10 protein-coding genes and 4 tRNA genes are annotated in these 13,251 nt (G+C 71.8%); 6 read left to right on the top strand and 8 right to left on the bottom strand.

What is annotated here, in order from left to right; genetic code table 11:
- Positions 1–12: 12 nt before the first annotated feature.
- From LCD35_RS11460 to LCD35_RS11470, 3 genes are all read right to left on the bottom strand, one after another.
- Entirely contained in the window at positions 13–1,773 is a 1,761-nt protein-coding gene (locus tag LCD35_RS11460) for an ABC transporter ATP-binding protein (RefSeq protein WP_225044154.1), read from the bottom strand.
- Positions 1,770–3,398, bottom strand: coding sequence for an ABC transporter ATP-binding protein (locus LCD35_RS11465; protein ID WP_224956238.1), 1,629 nt, complete (start codon positions 3,396–3,398; stop codon positions 1,770–1,772). Before LCD35_RS11465 ends, LCD35_RS11460 begins: the two co-directional genes overlap by 4 nt.
- Positions 3,399–3,502: 104 nt before the next feature.
- On the bottom strand, positions 3,503–4,066 hold the full coding sequence (locus LCD35_RS11470) for a TetR/AcrR family transcriptional regulator (RefSeq protein ID WP_225044155.1): 564 nt from the start codon (positions 4,064–4,066) through the stop codon (positions 3,503–3,505).
- 90 nt (positions 4,067–4,156) lie between these two features.
- On the opposite strand from LCD35_RS11470, the gene LCD35_RS11475 reads away from it, so the two are divergent.
- The 3 genes from LCD35_RS11475 to LCD35_RS11485 all read left to right on the top strand — a co-directional run bounded on the left by LCD35_RS11475 (position 4,157) and on the right by LCD35_RS11485 (position 7,963).
- Complete coding sequence (locus LCD35_RS11475; protein ID WP_224956239.1) at positions 4,157–5,062, top strand: aldo/keto reductase; 906 nt, start codon at positions 4,157–4,159, stop codon at positions 5,060–5,062.
- Between the two features lie 155 nt (positions 5,063–5,217).
- A complete protein-coding gene (locus LCD35_RS11480) occupies positions 5,218–6,870 on the top strand; it encodes an NAD-dependent malic enzyme (protein WP_225044156.1) in 1,653 nt (550 codons plus the stop codon).
- A gap of 67 nt (positions 6,871–6,937) precedes the next feature.
- Positions 6,938–7,963 carry an ABC transporter permease gene (locus tag LCD35_RS11485; protein WP_224956241.1) on the top strand — a complete coding sequence of 342 codons (1,026 nt, stop codon included), beginning with the start codon at positions 6,938–6,940 and terminating at the stop codon, positions 7,961–7,963.
- Positions 7,964–8,090: 127 nt separating this feature from the next.
- Here LCD35_RS11485 and LCD35_RS11490 read toward each other — a convergent pair.
- The 4 genes from LCD35_RS11490 to LCD35_RS11505 form a co-directional block, all read right to left on the bottom strand.
- Positions 8,091–8,165, bottom strand: a tRNA-Val gene (locus LCD35_RS11490).
- Between the two features lies 1 nt (position 8,166).
- Positions 8,167–8,238, bottom strand: a tRNA-Cys gene (locus LCD35_RS11495).
- Between the two features lie 80 nt (positions 8,239–8,318).
- Positions 8,319–8,391: transfer RNA gene (locus tag LCD35_RS11500), tRNA-Gly, on the bottom strand.
- A 155-nt stretch (positions 8,392–8,546) separates the two neighbouring features.
- A complete protein-coding gene (locus LCD35_RS11505; RefSeq protein ID WP_184478055.1) occupies positions 8,547–8,972 on the bottom strand; it encodes an SsgA family sporulation/cell division regulator in 426 nt (141 codons plus the stop codon).
- Positions 8,973–9,715: 743 nt separating this feature from the next.
- On the opposite strand from LCD35_RS11505, the gene LCD35_RS11510 reads away from it, so the two are divergent.
- Positions 9,716–10,177: a TIGR02611 family protein gene (locus LCD35_RS11510; protein WP_224956242.1), complete on the top strand. Its 462-nt coding sequence runs from the start codon at positions 9,716–9,718 to the stop codon at positions 10,175–10,177.
- A 45-nt stretch (positions 10,178–10,222) separates the two neighbouring features.
- Positions 10,223–10,294: transfer RNA gene (locus tag LCD35_RS11515), tRNA-Val, on the top strand.
- A gap of 85 nt (positions 10,295–10,379) precedes the next feature.
- Here the strand turns inward: LCD35_RS11515 and LCD35_RS11520 are convergent.
- On the bottom strand, positions 10,380–11,066 hold the full coding sequence (locus tag LCD35_RS11520) for a site-specific integrase (RefSeq protein ID WP_225044157.1): 687 nt from the start codon (positions 11,064–11,066) through the stop codon (positions 10,380–10,382).
- 495 nt (positions 11,067–11,561) lie between these two features.
- Here LCD35_RS11520 and LCD35_RS11525 point away from each other — a divergent pair, with 495 nt between their 5' ends.
- Positions 11,562–13,238, top strand: coding sequence for a tetratricopeptide repeat protein (locus LCD35_RS11525; protein WP_225044158.1), 1,677 nt, complete (start codon positions 11,562–11,564; stop codon positions 13,236–13,238).
- The last annotated feature ends 13 nt before the right edge of the window (positions 13,239–13,251 follow it).

Consider the following 13,251-nt stretch of genomic DNA (forward strand, 5'->3'; position numbering starts at 1 on the left):
CGGCGGGCGGCCTCAGCCCTCCAGGGCCAGCTTCGCCTCCGGACGGGGCGTGCTCCAGGCCTCCCACAGCCGCGCGTAGTGCCCGCCCGCGGCGAGCAGCTCGTCGTGCGCGCCGGACTCGACGACGCGCCCGTCGTCCATCACCAGCACCCGGTCGGCGATCGCGGCCTGCCGCAGCCGGTGCGCCACCACGAGCCCGGCGCGGTCGCGCAGCACCGCGGCCGCGGCGTCCTCCAGGCGGCCGGCTTCGCGGCTGCTCGCCTCGGCGGTCGCCTCGTCCAGCAGCACCACGGCCGGGTCGGCGAGCAGCGCGCGGGCCAGCGCCACCTGCGCGACCCGGTCCGGGCCGAGCGGGTGGCCGAGCTCGCCCACGGCGGTGTGCACGCCCTCGGGCAGCTCCTCGATCCAGTCGGCGCCGACGACGTCCAGCGCGTGCCGGACCTCCGCCTCCGTCGCGTCCTGCCGGGCCAGGCGCAGGTCCTCGATCAGCGGGCCGCTGAACACGTGCGCCTCCTGCGGCACCAGCAGCACCGCGCCCGTCCCGGCCACCGGGCTCCCGCCGAAGGTGACGGTGCCCTCGTCCGGCGCGACCTGTCCCGCCAGCAGCGTCGCCAGCGTGGACTTGCCCGCACCGCTCGCGCCGACCAGCGCGATCGTCTCCCCCGGCTCGATCCGCAGCGACACCTCGTGCAGCACCGGCTCCGCCGAACCCGGGTAGCGGTAGGTCACCCCGTCGGCGACGAGCGCGGCGGGCGCGCCGTCGTGGGTCCCGGCCGGCCGCTCGTGCGGGATGCCGAGGACGCCGACGATGCGCTGCAGGCTCGCGAACGCGGACTGGACCTGGTCGAAGCTGGCCACCAGCAGGCTCAGCGGGTTGAACAGCCGGTGGAAGTACAGCGCCGCCGCGGTGACCGCGCCGACGGTCGCCGCACCTACGTCGACCAGCACGAACCCGGCGACGACGATGGCGGACAACCCGACGAGCTCGGCGATGTTCATCCACTTGCCCCAGCGGGTGGAGAACCACACGACGCTGCGGGACAGCCCGCGCGCCCGGTCCGAGGACTGCTCCACGAGCCCGACGTGCTCGGCTTCGGCGCCGTAGGCGCGCAGCGTGGGCAGCCCCTCCAGCGCGGAGACCAGCGACTCCGCCCGGTCGGCGAACGCGGCCCGCTCCGCGGAATAGCGGCGCGCGGCGCGCGGCAGGTACCAGCGCAGCGAGAACCCGTACACCGGCAGCGCCAGCATCCCCGCCACCATCAGCCACGGGTCGAGCGCGAACAGGCCGCCCATCGTCAGGGCCACCGTCAGCAGGGCGGTGATCCACGGCGCCAGCAGCGCGGCGACGACCTGGCTGATCACCGCCACGTCGTCGCCGACGCGGCTGAGCAGGTCGCCGCGGCCGGAGCGCTCGATCACCGCGGACGGCAGGTGCAGCGCGGCGGAGACGGTGTCCTCCCGCATCCGGGCCAGCACCCGCTGCCCGAGCTTCGCGACGAGGGCGGCGCTGACCGCGGTGAGCACCGCGCTGAGCAGGCCGGCGACGGCGACGACGGCGGTGCGCACGACGATCTCCGCCGGCGTGGTGCCCGCCAGCACCCCGTCCACCAGCCCGCCGATCGCCCACGGCGCGACCAGCCCGGCGAGCGCCGCGAGCACGGCCGTCGCCACCATCGCCGCGGACAGCCCGCGGTGCGGGCGCAGGTAGGCGGCGACGGTGCGCCGCACCTCGACGGCGCCGGCGAGCGGAAGTGCGCGAGTGGTCCCGCTCATCCCACGACCTTTCGGTAGTAGTCGGCGTGCTCGTCCAGCAGGGTCCGGTGCTCGCCGGTGACGACCTCCCCGCCCGCGGTGAGGAACCGCACCCGCTCGGCGCGCGCGAGCAGCACCGGGCTGGTGGTGATCAGGACGGTGGTGCGGGGTTCGCCGTCGCCGTGGCGCAGCGCGTGCAGCCCGTCGGCGACGGCCTCCTCGGTCACCGAGTCGAGCGCGGTGGTCGGGTCGACCAGCACCAGCACGTCGGGGTCGGCGTGCAGCGCGCGGGCGAGCGCGAGCCGCTGCCGCTGCCCGCCGGACAGGCTCAGCCCGCGGGCCCGCACGTGCTCGTCGAGGCCGTCGGGCTGCGCGTCGACGAACGGCGCCGCGCCGGAGGCGACCAGCGCGGGCCGGGGTTCGCCCGCGGTGTCCCGGCCGAGCGCGAGGTTCTCCGCGATGGTCCCGGTGAACAGCTGCGCCTGCCGCGGTTCGACGTGCACCGCGTCCGGTTCGCCGCCGGTCCAGGTGACGGTGAGCCCGTTGCGCGCGCCCGCCGGGTCGCCGCGCAGCACTTCGAGGATCCGCTCGACGTCGCGGCCCTCGGCGACGACGCCGGTGCAGCCGCCCCGGTCCAGCCGCAGCTCCACGCGCGGTCCGGTCGCGGGCCCGGTGTCGCCCGCCGCGTCTTCCTGCTCGTCGAGGACGGCGTCGACGCGCCGACCGCTGGCCAGCGCGGCCGCTCCGATCTGCAGGTACATCCCGGCGGCGGAGAGCGGTTCGGCGATGAACTGGGCCGCGCCGACGGCGGCGACGAAGGACCCGACGGTGATGACCTGCTCGACGGCGAGCAGCCCGGCGGCGCCCACCGACACCGCCAGCACCAGCGTCCCGGCCAGCACCGTCGCCCCCAGCTGCAGCGACCGCCCGACGCCCGCGCGGATCGCGGCGGCTTCCGCGCGCCTGCTGACCTCCCGGTACCGGGCGACGGCGCCGTCCTGCGCGCTGAGGCCGCGCACCACCCGCATCCCGGTCACCAGGTCGGTGGCGAGCGCGGAGGCGGCGGCGAGGCCGTCCTGCTGCCCGGAGACCCGGCGGGACAGCATCGGCGAGACCATGTTCAGCCCGAGGGTGGTGACCACCGCCGTCACGATCAGCAGCGCGCCCAGCCGCACGTCGATGCCGAGCAGCACGACGCAGCTGACGCCGAGTGCCGAGATCGATCCGGCGAGTCCGGCCACCCAGATCACCGCGCGGGAGACCTGGTCGGCGTCGGAGGAGGCGATTGCCAGCAGCTCGCCGTGCCTCCGGCGCGTCCCGGAGCCCAGCAGCGACCGGCCGGCCAGCTGGACCCGCAGCGCGTGCGACTCGTCGATCGCCGCGGCCCGGCCGAGCCGCGCGAACCAGCGGTAGCAGGTGGTCAGTACGGTGAACAGCAGCACCAGCCCGCACACGCACCGGACGAGCGCCCACGGTTCGCCGGTGGCCACGGCCTCGTCCACGGCGAGCCCGATCGCCAGCGGGACCAGCGCCTCGCAGGCCTGGTGCCCCATCAGCAGCAGGGAGGCGATGAGCACCCGCACCCGTTGCCTGCGCAGCACGAGGCGGCGTGCGCGCGACGTCCCTCCGCGTTCCTTCGCGTCCACGCTTGCGGTCCCGATGATCGGCCCCCTTCTCACGGCTAGTAAGGCTTACCTAATTCGGACGCGGAACGCCAGGTATCGCTGATCACACGTCCGTGGAACTCGTCTCAGCGGGGGCGCACGGCGTCGAGCACCAGGTCGAGCACCCGGTCGGTCCGCTCCGGCGCCCCTTCCGCGACGGCGGAGTGGAAAGCGCCGAGCAGCATCGCGAGGACGTCCTCGGCTTCGACGTCCGCGCGCAGCGACCCGTCCCGCGCCCCGGCGTCGAGCAGGGTCGCGAGGGCTCCGGTGATCCGCTCCCGGGTGGTCGACACCGACATGCTCCCGGCGGACCAGCTCGCGGAGAGCGTGTCGAACATGCCCCGCTTGGTGGCGACGAAGGCCGCGTACCGCCGCATCCAGGCGCGCAGCGCCGCGTCGGGCGGGAGTTCGGCGAGCAGTGCGGCGGCACTCCCCGCGACGTCGTCGAGCTCGGTGGCGTAGACGGCCTCGACCAGTGCTTCGCGGGTCGGGAAGTGGCGGTAGAGGGTGCCGATCCCGACTCCCGCCTCGCGGGCTACCGCTTCCAGGGAGACGGTGCCACCGGCAGCGAAGGCGGCGGACGCGGCCGCGAGGAGCTTCTCGCGGTTGCGGCGCGCGTCGGCGCGGGCGGGTCTCTCGGATCCAACCAAAGCGGAGGCTCCTCCGGTCGTGCTACGGTCGCCATACCGGAGGCCCCTCCGCCTCCGTCCCCCCATCTTCCCACACGGACAGGAACCCCCATGTCAGCGTCCACACCCACCCCCGGCGGCCGCGCCGAACTCGCCGGCCGCACCGTGGCCCGGGTCGGCTACGGCGCGATGCAGCTCGAACGATTGCACGACGACCGCGCTGCGGGCCGTGCGGTGCTGCGCCGAGCGCTCGAACTCGGCGTCGACCACATCGACACCGCCGAGTTCTACGGCCACGGGCTCGCCAACGAACTCATCCGCGACGCGGTCGGCGACGGCGCCTTGGTCGCCAGCAAGGTCGGCGCCACCCCGGACGCGGACGGCCCGCTGCCGCTGCGCCTCGCGCAACGCCCCGAGGAGCTGCGCGACGAACTGGAGGCGAACCTGCGCGGCCTCGGGCTGGAGCAGATCGCCCTGGTCAACCTGCGCCGCGCGGAGACCGGCCCCGGCCTGCGCGCGGAGGGCGACCAGCGCGTCGACCTCGACGACCAGCTCGCGACGATGATCGCGCTGCGCGACGAGGGCAAGATCGGCTCGCTCGGGATCAGCAACGTCGGCCTCGACGAGCTGCTGCGCGCGCTACCCGCGGGCATCACCTGCGTGCAGAACGCCTACAGCCTGCTCTCCCGCGGCGACGAGGAACTGCTGCGGCTGTGCCGGGCCGAGGGCATCGCGTGGGTGCCGTACTTCCCGCTCGGCGGCCCGTTCGCCGGAATGCCGAAGGTGACCGAGGAGCCCGCCGTCCTCGACGCCGCCCGCGCCCTGGGCGCCACGCCCGCGCAGATCGGCCTCGCCTGGCTGTTGCAGCACGCGCCGAACGTGCTGCTCATCCCCGGCACCGCCACCCTCGCGCACCTGGAGGAGAACGTGGCCGCCGGATCCCTCGTCCTCGACGAGCAGACCGTCGCCGCGCTCGACGCGATCCCCAGCCGGTCCGGCGACATCGTCGTCGACTGACCGCCCCGGCCGGTACGGCCCCTGCCCGCGGGCCGTGCCGGTCCGGTCACCGGGCGCTAGCGTGGCCCGAGGGGGCCGGACGTCGTCCGCGGTGGCACGTCCGCGCAGGTCGCGGGCCCCCCGAGCCTCCACTTCCGCGAGGGAACGGAGGAGCCGTGGCCAGGATTCCGACCGCGCTGCGCGACCCGCTGCACAACCGCGGCACCGCGTTCACCCCGGCCGAACGCGCCGAGCTCGGGCTGACCGGCCGGCTGCCGTCGGCGGTGGAGACCCTCGACCAGCAAGCGGCCAGGGCCTACGCCCAGCTCGGCAGGCAACCCACGGACCTGGCGAAGTACATCTACCTGGACACGTTGCACGACCGCAACGAGACGCTGTACTTCAAGCTGCTGGTGGACCACCTGCCGGAGCTGCTGCCCGTGGTCTACGACCCGACCGTGGGCGAGGCGATCCAGCAGTGGAGCCGCGACTACCGCCGGTCCCGCGCGGTGTACCTGTCCATCGACCGCCCGCAGGACGTGGCGGCCTCCTTCGAGAACCTCGGGCTGGGGCCGGAGGACGTCGACCTCATCGTCGCCTCCGACGCGCAGCAGATCCTCGGGATCGGGGACTGGGGCGTCAACGGCACGGACATCTCCATCGGCAAGCTCGCCGTCTACACGGCCGCCGCGGGGATCCACCCGGGGCGGGTGCTCGCGGTGAACCTCGACGTCGGCACCGACAACCAGCTGCTGCTCAACGACCCGATGTACCTGGGGAACCGGCACGCCCGCACGACCGGCCAGGCCTACGACGACTTCATCGAGCTGTACCTGTCCACCGCCACCGAGCTCTTCCCGCGCGCACTGCTGCACTTCGAGGACTTCGGCCCGGCCAACGCCCGGCGCATCCTGGTGGACAACGCGAGCACCCGCCGCATCTTCAACGACGACCTGCAGGGAACCGGCGCCATCGTCCTGGCCGCCGTACTCTCCGCGCTCCAGGTGACCGGGCAGCCGTTCGCCGAGCAGCGGCTCGTCGTCTTCGGCGCGGGCACCGCGGGCACCGGCATGGCCGACCAGATCTCGGCCGCGATGGTCCGCGACGGCCTCACCCCGGAACAGGCGAGAGCGCGCGTGTGGCTGGTCGACGAGCACGGCCTGGTCACCGACGACATGGCCGGCCTGCCCGAGCACCAGTCCGCCTACGCCCGACCCGCGGAGCAGGCGCGCGACTTCGACCGCGTCGACGGCGAGATCGACCTGCTCAGCACGGTCCGGCAGGTCCGGCCGACGATCCTCATCGGCACCTCCACCGCCCACGGCGCGTTCACCCGCGAGGTCGTCGAAGCGCTCTGCGCCGGGGTCGACCGGCCGATCCTGCTGCCCCTGTCCAACCCCACCTCGCGCATCGAGGTGCTGCCGCAGCAGGCGATCCCGTGGTCCGGGGGCAAGGCCCTCATGGCGACCGGCATCCCGGTCGACCCGGTCACCTACGAGGGCACCACCCACACCATCGGGCAGGCCAACAACGCGCTGCTCTACCCGGGCCTCGGGCTGGGCACCGTCGTGGCCCGCGCCGGGCGCATCACCGACGGCATGCTGCTGGCGGCAGCGAAGGCGGTCGCCGACGAGACCGACGTCTCCGAACCAGGCGCCTCGCTGCTGCCCCCGGTCCGGAACCTGCGCGCCTCGTCGGCCGCCGTCGCCGTCGCGGTCGCGGCGGCGGCCGTCCAGGAGGGCGTCGCCACCACCGAACCCGACAACCTCGTCCAAGCCGTGCAGGACGCGATGTGGCAGCCCACCTACGGACCGCCGGTGACCCGCTGATCCCGCGCGGCACCGGCCCGGACTCCACCGCCCGGCCCGAAGCAACCATCCGACCTGGAGTGACGACGTGAGCGAGCGCAGGCACGGTCCGTGGACGGCGTTCCGGAACTCGCCGTTCCTGCCCGCGACCGTCCTGGTCCTCATCCTCGCCGCCGCGGCCGGCCTGTTCGCCGGGACGTACACGTTCGCCATGGCCGATCCCACTCCGCACCGCATCCCGGCCGCGGTGGTCGACGGCCCCGCCCCGCCCCCGCAGGCCGGGTTCGTCGCCGGGATGGAGGACGCGCTGGACGCCGGGATCGAACTCCACCGCTTCGCCTCGCACGCCGAGGCCGTCGCCGCCGTCGAGCAGCAGAAGGTCCTGGCGATCCTCAGCGGACAGGACGGCGGCATCCGGCTCGACGTCGCCGGCGCCGCCGGCTCGACGGTGGCGCAGGTCCTCGCCGGCGCGGGACCCCGGGTCGGCGCGTCGATCGGCGTGCCGGTCACGGTGGTGGACCTCAAGCCGCTGCAGCGCGGCGATCCGCGCGGGCTCGCCCTCTTCTACGTGTCGCTGGCCGCCGTCATCATCGGTTTCGTCGGGGCCATCCAGCTCAGCGTGCACGCGCGGCGGCTCGACCCGCTCGAACGGATCGGGTTCACCGCGGCCTACGCGTTGCTCGGCGGCTTCTCGATCACGGCGACCGTGGACTGGTTGCTCGGCGCGGTCTCGTTCCCGTTCGTGGAGTCGTGGTTCATTCTGGCGCTCACCATGTTCTCGTCCGGCATGGTGTTCACGATGTTCAACACCCTGCTGGGGCGCTGGGCCATGCTGCCGACCTGGGGCCTGATGGTGCTGATCGGCAACCCCTCGTCCGGCGGGGCGGTGTCCTGGCCGCTGCTGCCGTCGGTCCTCGGCTGGATCGGCCGCTGGCTGCCGCCGGGCGCCTCGGTCAACGCCCAGCACACCGCCGTCTACTTCGGCGAGTACCAGCACGCCCAGCCCTTCCTCGTGCTCGCGGCGTGGGCGCTGGTGTCCTGCGCGGTCTTCTGGACGTGGCGCCACCGCCACCCCGGCGGGCGGGACACCGCCGACGCGACCGACCGCGAGTAGTCCCCCTGAGCACTCCGCGCCCGAGGCCGGGGCGCCCGGGCGTGCGAAAGCCCCTGCCGGTGATGACCGACAGGGGCTCGGAACCGCTGGTGCGCGCTACGGGAATCTGGTGCGCGTACTGGATTTCTGGTGCGCGATACTGGGATTGAACCAGTGACCTCTACCGTGTCAAGGTAGCGCTCTCCCACTGAGCTAATCGCGCGAGGCGGAGGCGGGAATCGAACCCGCGTACAGGGCTTTGCAGGCCCTTGCCTAAGCCACTCGGCCACTCCGCCGGGTTGGGGCGCTGGGCCGGACTCCGAGCGACCGGGTGCCGATACCCGGAAACCCGAGTTCGACCCGATCGGTTTCCCAGAGCGGATGACGGGACTCGAACCCGCGACCCTCACCTTGGCAAGGTGATGCGCTACCAGCTGCGCTACATCCGCGTGCACCGCGGTGAACTCTCCGGCTCGGCTCCGGAGTCACCGCCGCGTTGCACGGAGAACTTTAGACCACGCCGCCCCCGGCGATCAAAGGGGGGTCGATCGCCGCCCGCGCCGGTCCGCGCCGAGCCGGACCGCGCAGGTCACGGGCGTGATCGTCAGGACAGGTCGTGCGGCAGCAGCCGGGTCAGCGCGTCGTCGACGTTGACCCACAGGTTCTCGTTCCCGGGGACCACGACGTCGTAGGTGCGGTCCAAGAAGTCCGCCAGCTCCTGCGCCGAGGCCTCGAACACCGCGTGCCCCGACGGCGAACTGAGCTCGATCGCGACGACCTCGGGGTCGTCCACCGCGGGCCGGATGCTCACATCCCCCTCACCGGCGTGCGCGATGAGCCCGTCCGCGAGCAGGTCGCGGGCGAACACCCACTCGACCCAACCGGCACGACCGGTGCGGAACGCGGCCACGACCGCGTAGGGGTCGCGGGTGTCGTAGCGCAGTTCGACCTGGACCGGCACGGCCGGCGTCTGCGGGGCCAGCAGATCGAACACCGCCGTCGAACGGAGTGTCACGTGATCGTTTCGCATCGTCCTCGCCTTCCTAACTCCCTCCCGGTCCGCTTATCGACCGAGCAACACAGTTGTGACGCCTCTGCGGGGTCATCTGCTCGCCACCGGGCCTTACATCACCCGGTCGGGGCATACTGAACTTCGGAACGCGGTCGGTGAACTGCGCAGCGTGGCCACATCGCACCCCCCGATCGAACATCGGTCCGAGTCATCGGCACCGGTTCCCGGCGCCGTCCGGAGCACCGGTCGGACCATCCCCACAACGCTTCCGGCACCGTCGTCGAACTCCCGCTCCGCCGCTGCCGGGCACGGTTTCCAGGATAGGCGATGAGCCTGCGCCCACAGGGGTTTCCGCGGGTCGTGCTGAGACACTCGCCACGAGCGTTCGCCGAGACGGACTAACCCCGACATCCGGACGCGGAAGCCCTCACGCCTGGCCGCCACCCGGTCGAGGAGAGCGGTGCCACAGTGTGACCAGGCTCGAAGCGGCGCGGCCGATCCCGGTGCCAGAACTGGGAAAAACCACGTCATGACGCACGTCACATTCTGTCGGCCCGCGCAACCCTTCTCGGACCTGCGCCGACCGGGCCGCCGGGAGCACGGCCCGTATCCTGGTCCCGCGACCCGGCGCCGCGCCGCATCCGCGGACGCGCTGCGGCGAACCCGCAGATCACAGCCCCGCCGGGCCGCGCAGGCGCCCGACACGACGTGGCAGGTGGACTCTGAGCAGGACAGCCGAACCGGGAGCGAGCGAGACCGACGTGGCCCGAGCCGACGACTCCCCGCGCGATGCCCCGCAGCCCCGCCGCAGGCTCCACCGGCTGCGACGTGCGCTCCGCGCCCGCCGCGAACGCATCCGCGCCAACCCGACGCTCAACACGACCTACCGGGTCGGGCTCGGCGCCTTCGGCACCCTGGTGCTCATCGTCGGCATCATCGCCATCCCCTACCCCGGTCCCGGCTGGCTCATCGTGTTCGCCGGGCTCGGCATCCTCGCCACCGAGTTCCACTGGGCGCACCAGGTGAACGTCTTCACCAAGCGCCATTACCGCCGCTGGAGCAACTGGGTCTCCCGCCAGCACTGGACCGTCAAGCTCGGCATCGCCGCCCTGACCGGCATCGTCGTCGTCCTGACCCTCTGGTTGCTGGGCATGTACGCCACCATCGGACGCTGGTTCGGAGTCGACTGGCCGTGGTTGACCTCCCCCCTGCTCGGGCCCTGAAACGGGTGTTGTAGAGTTCTCCATGTCGCCGGGAACGGCGGCACCGGGCGATTAGCTCAGGGGGAGAGCGCTTCGTTCACACCGAAGAGGTCACTGGTTCGATCCCAGTATCGCCCACAAGAAAACGGCCAGGTCCGAGACCCGAAAGGGAATCTCGGACCTGGCCGTTTCGCTTTGCCCGGCCCGAAGGGTCAGCACGCGGTCAGCGAGGCCCGAGCCCGTCGTCAGCCTCATCGGTGAGCGCACGCAGCATGCGATCCCCTCCATCCGTCCGCCGGGTGTAGAGGTCCGGGGTGGTCGAGGACCGTTCATGTCCCAGGACGCGCTGAACCATGTTCACCGGAACACCGTCGTCCACCAACCAGGTCGCGTAGGAGTGCCGCAAGTCGTGGAAACGCAGTCCCTCCCCGGCATTCGCGGCAGCGACCTTCACGGCCTGGCTATGTGTCCGGCGCTTCTCCGTACGCCCCTCCCCTGCCGCGTCCAGCCAAATCGCGACGAAACCGCCGTCCTCCTCGGTGACTTGACCGAGCAGTCCTGCCAGCACGAGCGAAGGCCGCCGCACCCGGGAGCGGAACAGCGTCCGCCGATGCGGTTTTCCCGCCATGTTCGCGAAAACCGGTGCACGCTCACTCGATGGAGGCCACTCCCGCAAGTGGTCGCGACTATGCCGGGCCGGCCAAGGAGGCAACGGCACCGATCGCCTTCCCGCGCTGGACTTCGGGAACGGCTTGAACGAGGTGTTCCGGCTGACCTCCACCACCGTCCGGATCACGCTCAGCGTTCCCGCTTCCAGGTCAAGAGCGTCCGGGCAGAGACCGACGACCTCGCCCCACCGAAGCCCAGCACCACCGGCCACAGCGACGAGGGAGCGATAGTAGTCGGGCACCGCGGGCACAGCTTCCGGCGGAAGTCCTCCCGGCTGATGATCTGCTCAGCGGTCTCCCGCTTGCGCCGGCGACGTCATCGCCAAGCTGCACCAGCTCTAGTCCCAAGCCAGTGCCCCAGGGTGCTCGTGTTCAGAGTTTCTTTTCTTCATCAAGGGCGGCCCCTGCGGGGCCGCCTGCCAGCTGTATGCGAGCCCCCCGGCCAAGTCGGGGGCGCAGAAGGAAGGCAGGCGGCCGGGAACCGCGCAGGGGTCGTCGAAGAGATCGGTCACGAGCATCCGTCGCCCGGGCAATGGCGGGCTTGGGGCACATTTCCAAAGCCGGTGTGGCTGGGAGGACAGGGTGGTCGCCTTGGCCACTCCCGTGGGCCCGTCACCGGGCGTCGTGGCTCGCCTGCTGGTGGTTGCGTCTCACAGAAGGCCGGGAAGTGACGTCTCGTTGCGCTGGCTCGGTGGATTTGGCCGTGGTTGATCGTGTGTTGCGGCACACTGATCGGCGTGGTGGAGGACGCGAAGACCCGCAACGACTTCAGCGGCACCGGCGAAAGCGTGGTTCAAGCCGGCCAGGTGCGGGATGTCTACCAGACCACGCAAGTCCACCCGACCGAGCCGGTGGCGTGGCCGTGCCGGGTGGGGGTGGTGCCGCTGCCGGCGGACTGTTTCCAGTATCGGGCGTCGAGTGCGGAACTGACCGATGTCGCCGGGGCGGGCGAGACCACGGTGCTCACCCAGGTGTTGGCCGGCCTCGGCGGAGTGGGCAAGACGCAGCTGGCCGCGCAGTTCGCCGAACATCACTGGGCTGCCCAGGATGTGGATCTACTGGTGTGGATCACTGCGAGCTCCCGCGAGGCGATCGTGTCCAGCTACGCCACCGCCGCGACCAAGATCGGACTCACTCGCGGAGACGGCGATGAGGACCGTGCGAGCCAACGGTTCCTCGAATGGCTCGCGGAAACCGACCGGCCCTGGCTGATCGTGCTCGACGATCTCCACGACCCCGGCGACCTCCGTGATCTATGGCCGCCGCAACGCTTCATTGGCCGAGTCGTGGTCACCACCCACCGCCAAGACGCCAGCCTCGCCGCTCATCATCGTCACCTGATCAAAGTCGGGCTGTTCACTTCGTCCGAAGCTGTCGGCTACATCCGTGCGAAGCTCACCGACAGGCCGGAACTAGCCGAGGGGGCGGCGGAACTGGCCGATGATCTCGGTTACCTGCCCCTCGCACTGGCCCAGGCCACGGCGTACCTTCTCGACCGGAATCTCACCTGCGCCGACTACCGGCGACGCCTAGCCGACCGCCGTCGGCAACTGGCCCAGTTGCTGCCCGAAACCGGCAGCCTCCCCGATGACCACCAGGACACCGTGGCCGCTACATGGTCACTGTCCCTCGACTGGGCCAACCAGCTCAGCCCCGCAGGACTGGCCCGTCCGTTGCTGCAACTGGCGGCGGTGCTCGATCCCAACGGCATTCCAGGGGACGTCTTCACCACTGCTGCGGTGCAAGCCCACCTCGCTGACGCGTTAGAGGACCCGGGCGCTGTTGAGGCGGATCGCGTCGCCGACGCGCTGCAGAACCTCCGGAGACTCAGCCTGGCCGATATCGACCACACCGACCGCTACCGCACCGTGCGAGTCCACGCTCTCGTGCAGCGCGCCACCCGCGAGACCTTCCCCGAAGACCACAGCGCAACGCTCGCCCACGCCGCCGACGCACTGCTCGAAATCTGGCCCGAAATCGAACGCGATACCGCTCAAAGCCAGGCACTCCGCGCCAACACCGACCACCTCCACACCCACACCGTCGCCCATCTGTGGCACCCAGACGCCCATAGCGTCCTCTTCCGCGCAGGCAGCAGCCTTGGCGAAACCGGGCTTGTCGCCCACGCCGCCACCTACTTCCACCACCTCCACGATCAAACCCACCACACACTCGGCCCCGACCACCTGGACACCCTGACCACCCGCAACAACCTCGCCTCCTGGCAAGGCGAAGCAGGAGACCCGACCGGCGCAGCACACGCCTTCGAAGAACTACTCACCGACTACACCCGGATACTCGGCCCCGACCACCCGGACACCCTGACCACCCGCAACAACCTCGCCTCCTGGCAAGGCAGAGCAGGAGACCCGACCGGCGCAGCACACGCCACCGAAGAACTGCCTGGCTCCTAGTCGTGTTCTTGGA

Origin of the sequence: Saccharopolyspora sp. 6V, assembly GCF_020176785.1 — a bacterium.
Lineage (GTDB): Bacteria > Actinomycetota > Actinomycetes > Mycobacteriales > Pseudonocardiaceae > Saccharopolyspora_C > Saccharopolyspora_C gregorii.